The sequence below is a fragment of the Methylobacter luteus IMV-B-3098 genome (assembly GCF_000427625.1).
Classification (GTDB): domain Bacteria; phylum Pseudomonadota; class Gammaproteobacteria; order Methylococcales; family Methylomonadaceae; genus Methylobacter; species Methylobacter luteus.
Map to the genome: position 1 here is coordinate 3,296,199 of NZ_KE386569.1, position 15,401 is coordinate 3,311,599.

The window sequence follows — 15,401 nt, forward strand, 5'->3', positions numbered from 1 at the left end:
TTCAGGGTAACGAGGGTATTTTTCCGAAGCAGATTTTAGTCACAAACGGGAAGATTCCTGATCAAATCCTCCCGCTTATGAAAGGGTTTAAACGCTTATTCCGCTTTAGCCAATTCAGAACGCATCGCGTCGATCACGGCTTTATAGTCAGGCTGGCTGAAAATAGCCGAGCCGGCCACGAAGGTGTCGGCGCCGGCGGCTTTGATTTCGCGAATATTGTCGACTTTAACGCCGCCGTCGATTTCCAGTCGTATATTCAGGCCGCTGTCATCGATGCGTTTTCTGACTTCGCGCAGTTTGGGCAATGCGGATGGGATGAAAGATTGGCCTCCAAACCCCGGATTGACCGACATCAATAAAATCATATCGATTTTATCCATCACGTAGTCCAGATAATGCAATGGCGTAGATGGGTTGAATACCAGACCGGCTTTGCAGCCGCAGTCGTGAATTAGTTGCAGGGTTCTGTCGACATGAATCGATGCTTCCGGATGGAATGTGATATAGCTGGCGCCAGCTTTGGCGAAATCAGGAATAATGCGGTCTACTGGCTCAATCATTAAATGAACGTCAATTGGTGCGGTAACGCCGTGCTTTCTTAACGCTTCACAGACCAGCGGACCAATGGTCAGGTTAGGCACAAAATGATTATCCATGACATCAAAATGAACCACGTCGGCGCCGGCTTTTAAAACATTGTCGACTTCTTCGCCCAGTTTGGCGAAATTTGCGGATAGAATGGAAGGTGCAATCCAGTTTTCATTCATTTTTTTACCCTCTTATAATAATTTTTAAATTGATTTTTTGAAAATAGAGGCCGCCTGAAGCTGGGCGGCCGCGCATTATGATCTAATAGCGGGGGAGGAGACTGTAATAGTAGCCTTCCGGCATGAGTTTTATAAAGTAACGACTTCGGTACCTTTGCCAACCAATACGATATCGGCACCTCTCAACGCGAACAAGCCGACGGTCACAACGCCCGGAATATTATTAATGGTTTTTTCCAGCTCGACAGGATTGGTAATATTCAGGTTGCGGATATCAATGATCTCATTTCCGTTATCGGTAATGAAATTTTCTCTCCAAACCGGCTGGCCGCCCAGTTTGACCATTTCACGAGCGACAAAGCTGCGAGCCATAGGAATGACTTCAATAGGCAGTGGGAACGCGCCTAATACATCCACGCATTTGGTTTCATCGGCAATACAGACAAATTTTTCGCTGGCTTCGGCAATGATTTTTTCCCGTGTCAAAGCGCCACCGCCACCCTTGATCAATTTTTTGTCGGGATTGACTTCATCCGCACCGTCTATATAGATTTTAAGATCGCTGACAGCATTCAGGTCCAGGACCGGGATACCGACTTTTTTCAAACGTTCGGTAGTGCCAATGGAACTGGAGACTGCGCCTTCGATATCAGCTTTATAGTCGGCCAACATTTCGATAAAGAAATTAACCGTTGAGCCGGTGCCGACACCGATAACGGGAATATCTTTAACATATTGCAGAGCAGCTTCGGCAACTTTTTTTTTCAGTTCGTTTTGAGTCATAGGTCGTTTTTAATGTGAATGGTTAATGGTGTCGCGTTTAGGCGATTCGTGTTTTTCGTATTTAAAGCAATAACCGATAATCGGCTTATTTAACAGCAAGGGTGGGAAATTATATAAAAAATAACACCGTTTGAGTAATGTAAGTAAAGAATTATAAGCATTTATGAGTGATTATCGGTCTTAAAGCCAATCGCCGGGCTGTTATGAAAGTCGGGTGCCGCTTTATAATCACAAGGTCTATATAAAGTCTTTATCACTATTTTAGGAGGAAAGCATGGTTGCAACCGCTTCAAACATGATGCCTTTAGGCACTATTGCACCGGATTTTGATTTGTTCAATCCTGTCACGGGCTCGCATAATAGCCTGCAGGAATTGAAAGGAGAAAAGGGCACAGTAGTGATGTTTATCTGTAATCACTGTCCTTATGTGCAGCATGTCAAGGATCAGCTGATCGATATCGCTAGACATTATGCTCCGCTTGGCATTAGCTCTGTCGCGATCAGCGCCAATGATATAGAAAACTATCCGCAAGATGCGCCTGATAAAATGAAGGAAATGATGGAAGCTTGGGGGCATCCTTTTGCCGCTTATTTATATGATGAAAGCCAGGATACCGCCAAGGCCTATCAGGCGGCTTGCACACCGGACATTTATGTGTTTGACCGGAATCTGGCCTGTATTTATCGAGGTCGTCTGGATGGCTCAACGCCTAAGAACGATGTGCCATTAACCGGTAAGGACTTGCGCAATGCGTTGGATAATCTGCTGGCAAGCAAGCCTGTCAATGCAGAACAGATTCCCAGCGTTGGCTGCAACATCAAATGGAAGGAAGCATAACCGCTGGTATTGCTCCAGGGTACGAATGATGTTCGTACCCTGGAGCGATTGACTGGTGTTATTTTTTTAGCGCAGCCGCTTCAGTGGCGCGGCGTTTGATTTCATCCCAATCTTCCTTGTCCACGAGATCGGCAGGCGCCATCCATGAGCCGCCGATACAGGCGACATTGCTCAACGCCAGGTAATCGGCTGCATTCTTGAGGCTGATGCCGCCGGTCGGGCAGAAGGTCACTTGAGGCAGCGGGCCGCCGATCGATTTCAGCATCGGGATGCCGCCGGCCGCTTCCGCCGGGAAGAACTTCATCTCCGTGATGCCTTTTTCCATCAAGCGCATGACTTCGCTGGGGCTGATGACGCCGGGCAGGATAGGCACGCCTGATTTGATTGCCGCATCGATCAGGCTTTCGGTGACGCCTGGGCTGACCAGAAATTCAGAGCCGACATCAATGGCTTTTTTCAATGTGTCCAGGTTGATGACTGTGCCGGCACCGACAATAGCGCCAGGCACTTCGGCTTTGATTCTTTTGATCGCATCCAGGGCAATCGGCGTGCGCAAAGTGATTTCCAGTACTTTCAATCCGCCTTCAACCAGTGCGTGCGCCAGCGGTACGGCATGTTCCAGTTTGTTAATTACCATCACCGGCACGACCGGGGACGTATTCATAATCTCTTTAATGGATACAGTCATTATAAATTCCAATTTATAAAATAAAAGATAGCCGTTCAGGCTTCGTAAAGAGTAGGCCCGGACTGATTACCGGGCCTGTGCAGTACTGATTAGTCTTCAACCCACAGGTTTGAAGCGCCTGTTTCGGACGATGATGCGCCGCGGCGGAAAGCGCCGAACAGCTCGCGTCCCATGCCGTAGTGATGGTTGGTAGCTGTATTGACGGCGGGTGTACGCGCGTTGAATTCGGCTTCATCAACCAGTACATTGATTTCGCCGGTTTGCGTGTTCAAATGAATGACGTCGCCGTCACGCACTTTAGCCAGCGGGCCGCCATCGGCACATTCAGGGCACATGTGTATCGCTGACGGCACTTTGCCGGAAGCACCGGACATACGACCGTCAGTAACGAGCGCGACTTTAAAGCCCTTATCCTGAAGCACGCCCAGCGGCGGAGTCAGTTTGTGCAACTCGGGCATGCCATTCGATTTAGGGCCTTGAAAGCGGATGACCGCAATAAAGTCTCTTTCCAGTTCGCCACGTTTAAACGCAGCCATCATGTCATCCTGATCGTCAAATACGACCGCTGGCGCTTCAACAATTTGATGCTCTTCCGCCACAGCAGAAATTTTAGAAACGCCACGGCCCAGGTTGCCGTGCATGACATGCAGTCCGCCGCTGGTTGCGAACGGCTTGGCAACAGTGCTGAGCACTTCAGTATCCAGCGGCGCTTCAGGACAAGGAGTCCAAGTCAGTTTGCCGTCTGTCAGGCGAGGCTCCTGCATGTAATTCTTCATGCCGCGTTCGTCCGCAACGGTCAGGAGGTCTTCATGCAACAGACCGCCTCGCAACAGTTCGGCAATCAGGACGCCCATGCCGCCTGCAGCCTGGAAGTGGTTGACGTCGGCCTGGCCGTTCGGATAAATGCGCGTCAGCAACGGAATGATGCGGGACAGCTTGTCAAAGTCATTCCAGTTGATGATGATGCCGGCGGCGCGCGCAATAGCGATCAGGTGGATTGTGTGGTTGGTCGAGCCGCCTGTGGCTAACAAGCCAATGATGGCGTTGACAATCGCTTTTTCATTGATCATATGCGCGATCGGACGGAAATCATTGCCTTGGGCCGTAAATTTCAGGACCTGTTCGGCGGCAGCTTTAGTCAATTCATCGCGCAATGGTGTGTAAGGGTTAATGAATGAGCTGCCCGGCAGGTGCAGACCCATGATCTCAACCATCATCTGATTGCTGTTGGCCGTGCCGTAGAAGGTACAGGTGCCGGCGCTGTGATAAGACTGTGACTCCGATTCCAGCAATTCCTTACGGCCGACTTTGCCTTCTGCATACAGTTGGCGAATGCGGACTTTTTCCTTGTTAGGCAGGCCGCTGGGCATGGGGCCTGCCGGTACGAATACAGCTGGCAATTGACCGAAACTCAAGGCGCCGATCAAAAGGCCCGGCACGATTTTGTCGCAAACACCCAAGTATAGAGCGCCGTCGAACATGTTATGGCTCAAACTGATAGCTGTGGCCATGGCGATCACATCGCGGCTGAACAGTGACAGTTCCATGCCGGGTTGGCCTTGCGTGATGCCGTCGCACATGGCCGGTACGCCGCCGGCAAACTGGGCGACACCGCCTGCTTCCTTAATGGCTTGTTTGATCAGCGCCGGCGCGTCTTTAAACGGCTCATGAGCGGATAGCATGTCATTATAAGAAGAGACAATCGCAATATTGGGTTTCTCGCTGCCGGCCAGATCGGCTTTTTCACTGACTGAGCAGGCGGCGAAGCCATGCGCAAGGTTGCCGCACGCCAGTTTCGCGCGATGAGGGCCTTTTTCAATGGCCGCGTCGATGCGTGCCAGATAAGCGCTACGCGTTTCACGGCTGCGCTCAATGATTTCTTCAGTAACTTTTTCTAATACGGGATGCATAATATTCTCTTTTTACGACAGCTTATAATGACGGCTTAACATTTAATAATACCTCAAGGTGCCCAATACAGTTCAACCGGCGCTTTGTTCTGACGCAGCACGGCGCGCACAGGCATGTCTTCTACAGGGCCTTCGGTCATGGCTTGACGGTATACGGCGAGTTTTTCCTCGCCTGTCAATAAAATGATCAAACGTTCGGATTGCAGCAGGCCGTTTAGCGTCAGTGTTAAGCGTTCAGTGTTAGGGCCTGTAACCTCGCTCTGCTTGGCCATGATAGCGGCGGTGAGTTGCCGGTTATTGTCTGCCAGCGCTTCGTCCAGTCCGTCCGCATGCGGGAATAAGGAAGCCGTATGACCATCATTGCCCATGCCCAAGATGGAAATTGCAAACGGTTTCGGTAATGCCTGGTACAAGACTTCTGTTTCAGTGCAGCCTTCAACGGCGCTCTTGGCGGCCGTTTTCATGCTCACGAAGGAAGCTTTAGCTGCGTTGTTGATCAAAAGCGAGCGATAAATAAGTGCTTCATTGCTGGCGCTGTGCTCCTTGTCCACCCAGCGTTCGTCGACCAGGGCGACATTGATGTTATCCCAGTCCAGATCGGACAGGGACAAGGCTTCATATAATGGCGCGGGAGTGCTGCCGCCTGAGACCATGAAGGTTGTTGCGCCTCTGTCGGTCAGGGCTTTCGCCAGATGCGCCCGGCAATCGCTTGCCAGTGCGGCAAATAAGCTGGCGCGGTCTTCAAACAAAAATTCTTTAACCATGAAGTGTATGCTCTTTGATTCTTTATTTATAGACCTCTCTGTCTATACAGAGAGAGCACGAAATACCTTTTATTTATAGCAAGGTTCTTCCCAGGCCCTGCCGTCCCGAGCAAGCAGTTCGTCAGCTTCGGTAGGCCCCCAAGTGCCTGCTGGATAAGGTTTGGGAGTCGCATCAACATGCTTCCAAGCATCTTGTATGGAATCAATCCATGTCCATGCCTGTTCAATTTCCTCACGGCTGATAAACAGCGTAGGATTGCCCCGCATGGCTTCCAGCACCAGTTTTTCATAGCCGCCGAAAAGGCTGCTTTTCCTGAAGGTCTCGTCAAAGCTTAAGTCCAGCTTGGTCTTGTGCAACTTAATGTGTTCATCAATTCCCGGTATTTTATTCAGCATTACAAAATCGATGCCTTCATTCGGCTGAAGGTGGATAATGAGCTTATTAGGCGGCAGGACGTTGAAGCTGTCTTTAAAAATATTGTGCGGCAGCTGCTTAAAGTAAATAACAATCTCGGTGCGCTTGCCCGCCATGCGTTTGCCTGTGCGCAAGTAGAAAGGCACATCTGCCCAACGCCAGTTATCAATATCGACGCGCAGAGCTACAAAGCTTTCTGTCGTGCTGTCTTTATTGGCGCCTTCTTCGTCCAGATAACCTGGCACTGCGCTGCCTTTGATAACACCGGTGGAGTATTGCCCGCGCACGGTTTTTTCTTCGACGTTGTCGATGGTAATGGGACGCAACGCTTCAAGTACTTTGATTTTTTCTCTATGGATGTTCTGCGCTTCGAGATCGACCGGCGGATCCATGGCGACAAAAGTCAGAATTTGCAACAGGTGATTCTGCAGCATGTCACGCAATTGTCCGGTTTTATCGAAATACTCCCAGCGACCTTCAATACCGACTTCTTCACCGACCGTAATCTGAACATGGTCAATGGTATTATGATCCCAGTTAGAGGTAAAAATGGAATTGGCAAAGCGCAGCGCCAATAAATTCAGTACGGTTTCTTTACCTAAATAATGATCGATACGGAAAACCTGATCTTCACTGAAAACTTCAGCGACGACATCATTAATTTCCTTTGACGATTGAAGATCATGGCCGATAGGTTTTTCCATGACCATGCGCGATTCTTTATTTAAGACCCCTGATTGATCGAGCCCATGACAAATGCTTTTGAATAAAAACGGTGCGACGGCGAAATAATTGACCAAAACCCTCGAGGCTGGATCAAGGATGTCATGCAGCTTCTTGTATTGATCCAGTTGAGCCAAGTCTATTTGCAGATACGAAAGCCTCGCTGACAGCGTCTTCCATACGCTGCTATCGATTTCTTCATTCAGAAACTCTTGCAGGCTTTTATAAGCAATATCGATATAGGCTGCGCTATCTTGAGCAACTCTGTCCACGCCTATGATCTTCGTATCGGGTTCAATCAAATTGGCTTTTTCAAGCCGATACAAAGAAATGAGCAGCTTGCGGCGGGATAAGTCTCCCATGGCCCCATAAATGACTAAATCGCAGGGTTTATATGTTATTGTTTGCATTTTTATTATGTTGAGAAATAAGATGAAATTTAATGAATATCAGTTGTTGCTAGGGGAATCAGGCTGAACACGCGCTATTTGTGTCTGCTAGTGAAAAACAAATATAGTGAAATTTTGAGAGTAATTCCGGCACTGGCTGGAAAAACTGAAAAGTATTATCGAACCCGATTTTTTTACCTAAAAGAAGATAGGCATTACCTGTGCGTCGGGTAATGATAGAAAATAATTGCTTCATGGACTTTCTGACAAGCAAATAGTTGATTATGTTTCCAAGGAATAGTTGACGTGTCAATACTTTTCAGCTCTTTATTCTTTTATGTCGCTTTAATACATATAATAATGGACAGCTCTTATCTATTGATTAAGTGTCCATAATCCAGATAACTGGATCAGCCAAACATTATACATGAAGGTTTTTATGCTGCTCGAGCCAAGCGCAGTGTTCTTCCTGCGAAGGGATTCCCAGACGAGCGCCTGTTTTTGTACAACAAAGCGCCCCGGCAGCGCTAGCGTAACGCAGAAGCTCAAGCCATTCCATATCTAAAGCTACAGCAGCGGCAAATGCGCCATGAAAGGCATCGCCTGCGCCGGTAGTATCGATTGCGACGATCGGAAAAGCAGGCATGATGCCATGCTTTTTGCCTCGTTGCCAAAGCAGTCCTCTTTCGCCCAGCGTGATGACGACGGAAGGGGCGACTTCCGCCAAGCGTGTTAAAGCTATTTCCGCGTCTCCGGCCCATTGTCGGGCGAATTTTTCCGAACAGACCAAATAATCGACCTGGTTCATCAGGGCTAATGTGCCTTCATGGAGAGAACCCGCGTCTAATACGGTGGGAATGCGATCGCGGCGTGCACGCTCGGTCAAAGCTACGGATAAATGCGGTTCATGGCCATCGAACAGAATCACTTTGGGCTTGACTGAAGAGAAGTCCACCGCGTTTGCAGGCAAGGCCTGGGTGCCGCCTTTGTAATTGATCAGGGCTCTTTTTCCATCCGGCTTGACCAATATTGTCGACAGCGGCGTAGGCGATGGTCCTCGCATGATGAAGCGGGTATCGACATCGCTTTCAACGAACTCACGGCTATGCTTGTCTCCATACAGGTCCTGGCCCAGATAGCCGGCGAAGGCTGCTTTGAGGCCCAGTCGCGAAACCATTACGGCCGCGTTAGCGGCCGGTCCGCCGCCACAGCCGACAAATCCGTCCGCAAAAATCTTTTCGTCTTCGGCCGGATGGTGCGAAACTGAGAAGATCAGATCATAAGAAGCATGGCCTACGCACAGTACGTCCACTTTCATTGGGCAAGTCGTCATTAAGTCAAAGTGATTCGATGTCAAAGAGGCCCTATATCAAGGGGTAATTTTGCAGGTTATCATTTCAGTGTATTTACTGGCAAGCCGGCGTCTTGATGGCCCAATAGCCAAGTTTTTTGCCCGCTTAATCGAAATGTCCTGATTTGCTTATTCGAGCATGGATCTGATATCTCAACTGGACAGACCCATAAATTGCACGCTATTCTCCAAGCTATCAATATTCTGAATTGGAAACAGTTATGCAACTCACTCCTCAATTATTGCCGAACCTGATTCAGGCCATAGCAGATGTGATCGAAAATAATGCCGAAGAGGTAACCGCTCTGGACCAAGCTATTGGCGACGGCGATCATGTAATTAACTTGCAACGTGGCATCCAAGCCCTCATAGCGCAAAGCGTCGAATTAAGCCAGTCGGATTGGGCTACTGCCTGGCAGAAAATCGGCATGACATTGATGACGACTGTAGGTGGTGCGTCGGGCTCGCTATATGGCACCCTGTTTATGGCCATGAGCAAAGCCTCTCGCGAGCGGTCTTTGACTCTATCTACTTTTGCAGAGGTTTATGCTCAGGGAGTGGAAGCCGTCAAGCAAAGAGGGAAGGCTGACGTCGGGGAAAAAACCATGCTCGATGTTTTGATCCCTGTGGCGGATAGCTTGCGGCAATCATCGGTGGAGGCTGTTGAGCTGCCTGTGGCGCTGACCAAACTGACAGATGTTGCGCTCGCTGGCATGGAGTCCACACGCGACATGCTGGCGACTAAAGGGCGCGCCTCTTTTCTGGAAGAGCGGAGCAGAGGACATGTTGATGCAGGCGCTAAAACTGCTCAGTTAATGATTTGCGCGATAGTCGCTGTGCTGGTCGAGCGCTTAACAACCCCAGCGTAAAGCCGCGGTATGGACTGGCGCATCCCATAGATGAATCAGTTCGTCATCAAGCAGTGTCAGTGTAACCGAGCAACCGGCCATATCGAGTGACGTGGTATAGTTGCCGACCAAGGAGCGGCAAATGTTGATGCCGTGTTTTTCAAAGAAACTGGCGGCCAAGTCATAAACCAGATGCAATTCCATCAATGGTGTAGCTCCGAACCCATTGATATGTAATAACGCGGGCTGGCCTTTTTGCGGCTTCAGCTCTTCATCAATGGCTTGAGCCAGATGTTCGACAATTTCGGTGGCGCTGGCTAATGCCATTGTTTCACGCCCACGCTCGCCATGTATGCCGACGCCCATTTCCATTTCGTTGTCGCCGATAGTAAATGTAGGCTTGCCGAGAGCCGGCACTGTGCAGCTGCTCAGTGCCACGCCCATGGATGCCGTAGCTAGATTGACGCGCTCGCCGAGCGCTTTACAGGTAGCCAAGTCTGCACTGTTTTCCGCCGCCGCGCCGACGATTTTTTCCACGATTAATGTGCCTGCTACGCCGCGCCGTCCGGTGCTGTGAGTTCTGGGCAATGATACATCATCGTTTATCAAGACGGTTTCGTGAGGACAATCCAGTATTTCCGAAGCAATCTCGAAATTCATGACATCCCCGGCATAATTTTTGACGATGAACAAGACACCGCCGCCATTTTCGACAGTCTGTGCGGCGGCCAGCATTTGATCAGGCGTAGGGGAGGTGAAAATCTGACCGGGACAGGCAGCATCCAGCATGCCCCGTCCGACAAAACCGGTATGCAGAGGCTCATGGCCTGAGCCGCCGCCGGAAATCAGCGCGACCTTGCCAGGGGCAGTAGCGGTTATGCGTCTGACAAAATGCGGCTGGGCATTGAACTGGATGATATCAGCATGAGCCCTAGCGAAACCGCGTAGACTTTCGTCGAGCAGCGTGTCAGTACTGTTAATGAATTTTTTCATTGCGGCGACTCCGGTGTTTTTTGTTTTACTTATGGTAGCGTGTGCCGATAATACGATCAATCAGCTTCCGAGAGGCTGATTTTTATTATAGTTACAGGAGATGTTCGGCTTAACCAAGCAATGCCTGGGTTATAGTGCGGATATCGGGCATGATCCAGGTCGGCTGATAATCCGACTTTTGCAGGTCATCTTCGGTAGAGATGCCCGACAGCACTAGGAGACTGCGTATGCCGGTACGAACAGCACCCAGAATATCCGTCTCCAGCCGGTCGCCAATCGCCACCGTTTGCGATGGATCAGCACCCAGTAAAGAGAGGGCTTGTTGATACATGATCGGTTCCGGTTTGCCTATGATGGTGGGCGTCACGCCGGTGGCAACCTTAAGGGCGGCCAGAATGGCGCCATTGCCATGTGTGATGCCGTGCTCTGTCGGTAATGTGGTGTCGGCATTCGTTCCTATGAAGGCCGCGCCTGCCCGAATATTTAATGTCGCTGTCGCCAGTTTGTCCCAGGTCAGCGTTTGGTCCTTGCCACAGACAACAATGTGAGCCCCCAGGTTGGGTGTTTCCTTGCTGCTATCGTTGACTTCATAAAGTCCTGTAAGTGTAAAGCCTTGATCCAGAAGTGGTTGCCTGAGTCCGTCTTCGCCGACAATAAATACTCGGGTTGTCTCCGGGTTGTTATGTTCAGCCAGGTACAGTGCCGTTGCAGTGGCTGAAGTCAAAATATTATCGCGGGTAACGGTCGTCACGCCCATGCGTGCGAGTTTCGTTACATATTGTTCTCGAGTCAGGCTAGCGTTATTGGTTGCCAGAATGAATCGGATCTGATGATCATGCAAGGCTTGAAAAAAGTCCTGTAATCCTGGTTGCGGTTGTTCGCCGTGCCATAAAACGCCATCCATATCGATGATAAAGGCGCGAATATTAGTAAAAGGTTCCATCAGAAAATCTCTCGATAGTAAATTGTGTTGAATCGGTTCTGCAATACTGAAGTTAGGTATAGTCTAGTGCTTTGCCGTAAGAAAGGATTGGGTACAATATAATGAAAGCGAGCCAAGCCGTTCCGGATATTCTCCTGCCTCAATTCATTGGCTGTCATTAAGTAGTTTGTTCAAAGAGTATGGCGGTCGTCTTGTTTCGGATTGCATTTTCAAGACATTTTACTTCATAGTCCAAAGTCTTGCGCATTAGGCTCATTCAATTTGTTTGCATGAAAATGTATAAAGGGATGGTGTCGACCCTTGGTTGCGAAATTTTTTAGAATAGCTGGTGCAACCAAGCTGATCCATATGTAAAAAATGCGTAATTGCATAATTAATATTATTAGTCTAAATACGCTCGACCAGTTCTCATCCTTACACTGCCGTCGGGATTGGGCATTGACAGCCGTCCCCTTTCTAATTTACAGTTAGCATCGCATTAAATTTATGTAACCAAACTATAAAAACATATCGGAGCACGATCATGGCAAAACCATTAATTCAAATGGCATTAGATTCATTAGATTTCAACGCAACAGTTGCACTTGCAGAGCAAGTAGCGCCACATGTTGACATTTTTGAAATCGGAACACCATGCATTAAGCATAACGGCATCAATCTGGTTAAAGACTTGAGAAACAGATTTCCAGATAAATTGCTTTTAGTTGACCTGAAAACAATGGACGCTGGCGAGTACGAAGCAACACCTTTCTATGCAGCAGGTGCTGATATTTGTACAGTTCTGGGCGTATCTGGTCTTGCAACTTGTGCTGGTGTTATCAAAGCGGCTAATGCTCACGGTGCGGAAGCCCAAATCGACTTGATCAACGTTGAAGATAAAGTAGCATGTGCACGCGCTACTGCCGAAATGGGTGCTCACATCATGGGTATCCACACTGGTCTTGACGCACAAGCAGCAGGCCATACTCCATTCAGCGACTTGAACGATATCGCTAGATTAGGCTTAAACGTCAGAATTTCAGTAGCCGGCGGTATTAAACAATCTACTGTTCAAGATGTTGTAAAATCTGGCGCAAACATTATTGTTGTCGGCGCAGCAATCTACGGTGCTCCTTCCCCTGCTGAAGCAGCTCGTGAAATTCGTCAATTGGTTCATGCAGTTAGGGTATAAGTATGCATCAGCAACTTATCATAGATAAAATTTCCGGTATTCTGGCAGCTACAGACGACTCATACGATGAAAAGCTGACTGCAATGCTTGATAAAGCATCCCGCATCTTTGTTTCAGGCGCAGGCCGGTCAGGTTTGATCGGAAGATTTTTCGCCATGAGACTGATGCACAGCGGTTATGATGTGAGTGTCGTTGGTGAGATTGTTACACCGAGCATTAAAAAAGGTGACCTGCTGATCATTATCTCAGGCTCCGGAGAAACTGAACAATTGGTGGCCTTCACCAAACGCGCTAAAGAAATAGGCGCTCAAATTGTTTTAATCTCGGCGAAAAGCGACTCAACTATTGGCGATATGGCAGATGCGGTATTCCAAATCGGCAACCCTGAACAATATGGTAAAGTTGTCGGTATGCCAATGGGAACGGTATTTGAATTGTCCACGTTATTCTTTTTGGAAGCTTTAATTTCTCATGTTATACATGAAAAAGGAATTCCTGAGGAAGAAATGAGGTCAAGGCACGCTAACTTAGAGTAGCGATAAAAAAACGAGTGGCCGCAGTCTCACCACTCGTTTTAACCGTATCAGATGTCAGATATCGAAATTATTTCGTGACAAAGTTGATAGGGCTGATTAATTCATCATTTATACTCAACGCAGATCAAAATTCGGATATTTTATTCTCTTAATCATAACCGCAAAATAGACGGTAAGAAGAGACATAATGATCCGAGTTTTGGTCTGTAAATATTTTAGAAATTTATCTCTAAGGAGAAGAATATGACTTCGCGCCGAGAATTAGCGAACGCCATACGCGCTTTGAGCATGGATGCCGTACAGAAAGCAAACTCTGGTCACCCAGGTGCCCCTATGGGCATGGCGGACATTGCTGAAGTTTTGTGGAATGACTTCATGCGTCATAACCCGACCAATCCAAAATGGTCAAACCGCGACCGCTTCGTTCTTTCTAACGGTCATGGTTCAATGCTGATTTATTCCCTGCTGCATCTGACCGGGTATGATCTATCTATCGAAGATCTGAAGAACTTCCGTCAACTTCATTCTAAAACAGCAGGCCATCCTGAATACGGCTACGCACCCGGCGTTGAAACCACTACCGGTCCATTAGGTCAAGGTATTACCAATGCTGTGGGCATGGCAATCGCTGAAAAAGCATTGGCTGCTGAATTTAATAGACCCGACCATAAAGTTGTTGACCATCACACTTACGTGTTTATGGGAGACGGTTGTTTAATGGAAGGTATCTCACACGAGGCTTGTTCCTTGGCAGGTACCTTAGGCTTGGGTAATCTGATTGCATTCTGGGATGACAATGGCATTTCCATTGACGGTCATGTAGAAGGCTGGTTTACCGATAATACGCCAATGCGTTTTGAAGCTTATGGCTGGCATGTAATTCCTGATGTTGATGGCCATGATTCTCAAGCTATTTTGAAAGCGATCGAGATGGCTAAAGCGATGACCGATAAGCCAACGTTAATCTGCTGCAAAACAACAATTGGCTTTGGATCGCCTAATAAAAAAGGTAGTCATGCATGTCACGGAGCTCCTCTGGGCCAAGATGAAATCAACCTGACCAAGGCCGCTTTGGGTTGGGATCATGATGCGTTTGAGGTTCCGGCTAATGTTTATGCTGGTTGGGATGCGAAAGCTAAAGGTGCTAAAACTGAGCAGGAATGGAATGAAAAATTTGCCGCTTATAAGGCGGCCTATCCTGAATTGGCAGCTGAATATGAGCGTCGTATGTCTGGTGAACTGCCAAGTAACTGGACTGCGGAAGCAGATAAATTTGTTAATGCTGTCAATGATGAAGCTAAAACTACGGCTACACGTCTTTCTTCATTGGCTTCGATTGAAGGTTATGCAAAAGTACTGCCTGAGATTTTCGGTGGTTCAGCTGATTTAGGTTGCTCTAACATGACCGAATGGTCAGGTTACAGACCGATGCGTGCAGATAAACCGCATGCCAACTACATCAACTATGGTGTGCGTGAATTTGGTATGTCGGCTATCATGAACGGCTTGGCATTGCATGGCGGCGTTATCCCATTCGGTGCGACTTTCCTGATGTTTTCAGAATATGCACGTAATGCACTGCGCATGGCAGCATTAATGAAGATCCGTTCGATCTTTGTTTATACGCATGACTCTATCGGATTGGGCGAAGACGGTCCAACGCATCAACCGATCGAGCAAACCGCTACATTGCGTATGATTCCAAATATGCAGGTATGGCGTCCATGCGATGCGGTGGAAACCGCCGTATCATGGAGATCTGCTATTGAGCGTAAAGACGGGCCTTCAATTTTGGTATTCTCACGTCAAAACCTTCCACATGTGCCTCGTACTCAAGAACAAATTAGCGCTATTTCTCGTGGTGGCTATGTTCTGAAAGACAGCGATGGCCAGCCCGAAGCCATCATCATCGCTACCGGTTCTGAAGTTGAACTGGCGCTGAAAGCCGCTGAGGAGTTGACAGCTAAGGGCCGGAAAATTCGTGTGGTCTCTATGCCTTCTACTAACATTTTCGACGCTCAAGATGCTGCATATCGCGAGTCGGTATTGCCATCTGCTGTAAGCAAACGTGTAGTAGTCGAAGCTGGAGTGAGCAATGGCTGGTGGAAATACGTTGGCACCAACGGCAAGATCGTAGGTCTTGATCGTTTTGGTGAATCGGCACCAGCGGGAGTACTCTTCAAAGAGTTCGGCTTCACCGTTGAAAACGTAGTCAAAAACGTAGAAGCAGTACTTTAATTTAAAAGTAAATATACACTATAAATTTGGCGAGGGGCTCCCTT

14 protein-coding genes are annotated in these 15,401 nt (G+C 48.3%); 5 read left to right on the forward strand and 9 right to left on the reverse strand.

The window, feature by feature from the left end:
- Positions 1 to 95 precede the first annotated feature (95 nt).
- Together rpe and rpiA are read right to left on the reverse strand one after the other, a co-directional pair.
- Positions 96 to 767, reverse strand: coding sequence for a ribulose-phosphate 3-epimerase (gene rpe, locus METLU_RS0117425; RefSeq protein ID WP_027159343.1), 672 nt, complete (start codon positions 765 to 767; stop codon positions 96 to 98).
- 129 nt (positions 768 to 896) lie between these two features.
- Positions 897 to 1,550, reverse strand: coding sequence for a ribose-5-phosphate isomerase RpiA (gene rpiA / locus METLU_RS0117430; protein WP_027159344.1), 654 nt, complete (start codon positions 1,548 to 1,550; stop codon positions 897 to 899).
- Positions 1,551 to 1,824: 274 nt separating this feature from the next.
- Between rpiA and METLU_RS25740 the strand changes: the two genes are divergently transcribed.
- Entirely contained in the window at positions 1,825 to 2,388 is a 564-nt protein-coding gene (locus METLU_RS25740) for a thioredoxin family protein (protein ID WP_036243238.1), read from the forward strand.
- A 58-nt stretch (positions 2,389 to 2,446) separates the two neighbouring features.
- Here the strand turns inward: METLU_RS25740 and METLU_RS0117450 are convergent, their stop codons facing one another.
- The 5 genes from METLU_RS0117450 to METLU_RS0117470 all read right to left on the reverse strand — a co-directional run bounded on the left by METLU_RS0117450 (position 2,447) and on the right by METLU_RS0117470 (position 8,595).
- Positions 2,447 to 3,076 (reverse strand): bifunctional 4-hydroxy-2-oxoglutarate aldolase/2-dehydro-3-deoxy-phosphogluconate aldolase, encoded by a 630-nt coding sequence (locus METLU_RS0117450; protein ID WP_027159346.1) that lies wholly within the window; start codon positions 3,074 to 3,076, stop codon positions 2,447 to 2,449.
- Positions 3,077 to 3,165: 89 nt separating this feature from the next.
- Entirely contained in the window at positions 3,166 to 4,986 is a 1,821-nt protein-coding gene (gene edd, locus METLU_RS0117455) for a phosphogluconate dehydratase (protein WP_027159347.1), read from the reverse strand.
- Positions 4,987 to 5,039: 53 nt separating this feature from the next.
- Positions 5,040 to 5,750 carry a 6-phosphogluconolactonase gene (gene pgl, locus METLU_RS0117460; RefSeq protein WP_027159348.1) on the reverse strand — a complete coding sequence of 237 codons (711 nt, stop codon included), beginning with the start codon at positions 5,748 to 5,750 and terminating at the stop codon, positions 5,040 to 5,042.
- A gap of 69 nt (positions 5,751 to 5,819) precedes the next feature.
- Entirely contained in the window at positions 5,820 to 7,298 is a 1,479-nt protein-coding gene (zwf, locus tag METLU_RS0117465; RefSeq protein ID WP_027159349.1) for a glucose-6-phosphate dehydrogenase, read from the reverse strand.
- Positions 7,299 to 7,698: 400 nt separating this feature from the next.
- Positions 7,699 to 8,595, reverse strand: a complete 897-nt coding sequence (locus tag METLU_RS0117470; protein WP_027159350.1) for a carbohydrate kinase family protein — start codon at positions 8,593 to 8,595, stop codon at positions 7,699 to 7,701.
- Positions 8,596 to 8,849: 254 nt separating this feature from the next.
- On the opposite strand from METLU_RS0117470, the gene dhaL reads away from it, so the two are divergent.
- The gene (gene dhaL, locus METLU_RS0117475) at positions 8,850 to 9,497 is read left to right on the forward strand and encodes a dihydroxyacetone kinase subunit DhaL (RefSeq protein ID WP_027159351.1); all 648 of its coding nucleotides are present in this window, start codon (positions 8,850 to 8,852) and stop codon (positions 9,495 to 9,497) included.
- Here dhaL and dhaK read toward each other — a convergent pair.
- Positions 9,480 to 10,469 (reverse strand): dihydroxyacetone kinase subunit DhaK, encoded by a 990-nt coding sequence (gene dhaK, locus METLU_RS0117480; RefSeq protein ID WP_027159352.1) that lies wholly within the window; start codon positions 10,467 to 10,469, stop codon positions 9,480 to 9,482. The genes dhaL and dhaK overlap by 18 nt on opposite strands.
- Positions 10,470 to 10,578: 109 nt before the next feature.
- Complete coding sequence (locus tag METLU_RS0117485) at positions 10,579 to 11,412, reverse strand: HAD-IIA family hydrolase (protein WP_027159353.1); 834 nt, start codon at positions 11,410 to 11,412, stop codon at positions 10,579 to 10,581.
- 523 nt (positions 11,413 to 11,935) lie between these two features.
- Between METLU_RS0117485 and hxlA the strand changes: the two genes are divergently transcribed.
- The 3 genes from hxlA (at position 11,936) to tkt (ending at position 15,357) form a co-directional block, all read left to right on the forward strand.
- Positions 11,936 to 12,583: a 3-hexulose-6-phosphate synthase gene (hxlA, locus tag METLU_RS0117490; protein ID WP_027159354.1), complete on the forward strand. Its 648-nt coding sequence runs from the start codon at positions 11,936 to 11,938 to the stop codon at positions 12,581 to 12,583.
- 2 nt (positions 12,584 to 12,585) lie between these two features.
- The gene (hxlB, locus tag METLU_RS0117495; RefSeq protein WP_027159355.1) at positions 12,586 to 13,119 is read left to right on the forward strand and encodes a 6-phospho-3-hexuloisomerase; all 534 of its coding nucleotides are present in this window, start codon (positions 12,586 to 12,588) and stop codon (positions 13,117 to 13,119) included.
- A gap of 243 nt (positions 13,120 to 13,362) precedes the next feature.
- Positions 13,363 to 15,357: a transketolase gene (gene tkt / locus METLU_RS0117500; protein ID WP_027159356.1), complete on the forward strand. Its 1,995-nt coding sequence runs from the start codon at positions 13,363 to 13,365 to the stop codon at positions 15,355 to 15,357.
- The last annotated feature ends 44 nt before the right edge of the window (positions 15,358 to 15,401 follow it).

Excerpts from the sequence above, each read along its gene's own strand:
- pgl (WP_027159348.1), bottom strand. The coding sequence starts at position 5,750 with ATGGTTAAAGAATTTTTGTTTGAAGACCGCGCCAGCTTATTTGCCGCA.
- rpe (WP_027159343.1), bottom strand. The coding sequence starts at position 767 with ATGAATGAAAACTGGATTGCACCTTCCATTCTATCCGCAAATTTCGCC.
- tkt (WP_027159356.1), top strand. The coding sequence starts at position 13,363 with ATGACTTCGCGCCGAGAATTAGCGAACGCCATACGCGCTTTGAGCATG.
- METLU_RS0117485 (WP_027159353.1), bottom strand. The coding sequence starts at position 11,412 with ATGGAACCTTTTACTAATATTCGCGCCTTTATCATCGATATGGATGGC.
- dhaK (WP_027159352.1), bottom strand. The coding sequence starts at position 10,469 with ATGAAAAAATTCATTAACAGTACTGACACGCTGCTCGACGAAAGTCTA.
- zwf (WP_027159349.1), bottom strand. The coding sequence starts at position 7,298 with ATGCAAACAATAACATATAAACCCTGCGATTTAGTCATTTATGGGGCC.
- dhaL (WP_027159351.1), top strand. The coding sequence starts at position 8,850 with ATGCAACTCACTCCTCAATTATTGCCGAACCTGATTCAGGCCATAGCA.
- METLU_RS25740 (WP_036243238.1), top strand. The coding sequence starts at position 1,825 with ATGGTTGCAACCGCTTCAAACATGATGCCTTTAGGCACTATTGCACCG.
- hxlA (WP_027159354.1), top strand. The coding sequence starts at position 11,936 with ATGGCAAAACCATTAATTCAAATGGCATTAGATTCATTAGATTTCAAC.
- hxlB (WP_027159355.1), top strand. The coding sequence starts at position 12,586 with ATGCATCAGCAACTTATCATAGATAAAATTTCCGGTATTCTGGCAGCT.
- METLU_RS0117470 (WP_027159350.1), bottom strand. The coding sequence starts at position 8,595 with ATGAAAGTGGACGTACTGTGCGTAGGCCATGCTTCTTATGATCTGATC.
- edd (WP_027159347.1), bottom strand. The coding sequence starts at position 4,986 with ATGCATCCCGTATTAGAAAAAGTTACTGAAGAAATCATTGAGCGCAGC.
- METLU_RS0117450 (WP_027159346.1), bottom strand. The coding sequence starts at position 3,076 with ATGACTGTATCCATTAAAGAGATTATGAATACGTCCCCGGTCGTGCCG.
- rpiA (WP_027159344.1), bottom strand. The coding sequence starts at position 1,550 with ATGACTCAAAACGAACTGAAAAAAAAAGTTGCCGAAGCTGCTCTGCAA.